The 574-nt window shown below is 68.6% G+C and carries 1 protein-coding gene; it reads left to right on the top strand.

The genetic code is table 11. The features are described from left to right. The coding region (locus tag ACSLTV_RS36165; protein ID WP_435613740.1) for an acyltransferase domain-containing protein at positions 1-574 on the top strand (574 nt) is incomplete at both ends.

Raw genomic sequence — 574 nt, 5'->3', positions numbered from 1 at the left:
CGCCGGTGGTGCCCTGGGTACTGTCCGGTCACACCCCCGACGCCCTCCGCGCCCAAGCCGCCCGGCTGCATGCCTACGCGCAGGCGCATACGGACGCCTCACCTGCCGCTGTTGCAGCCGCACTGGTCCAGGGACGGACTTCCTTCGAGTACCGTGCTGTCGTCCGGGGCCGTGACCGCGCGGAACTCCTGGACGGACTCGACCGCCTTGCCCAGGGCGAACAGGCCGCCAACCTTACGCGCCGACGTGCTACGGACCACGGCAGGACGGCGTTTCTGTTCTCGGGTCAGGGCGCGCAGCGGCCGGGGATGGGGCGTGAGTTGTATGGGGCTTTCCCGGTGTTCGCGGAGGCGTTCGACGCGGTGTGCGGGCATGTCGGGGAGGAGTTGCGGGAGGTCGTCTTCGGTGCGGATGCTGAGCGGTTGAACCGCACCGAGTGGACGCAGCCGGCGTTGTTCGCGCTTGAGGTGGCGTTGTTCCGTCTGGTGGAGTCGTTCGGGGTACGTCCGGACTTCCTGATCGGGCACTCGATCGGTGAGATCGCTGCTGCGCATGTGGCGGGGGTGATGTCGCT

This window comes from Streptomyces sp. bgisy159 (assembly GCF_965341775.1).
Lineage (GTDB): Bacteria > Actinomycetota > Actinomycetes > Streptomycetales > Streptomycetaceae > Streptomyces.
This window is presented reverse-complemented; position numbering and strand designations above follow the sequence as displayed.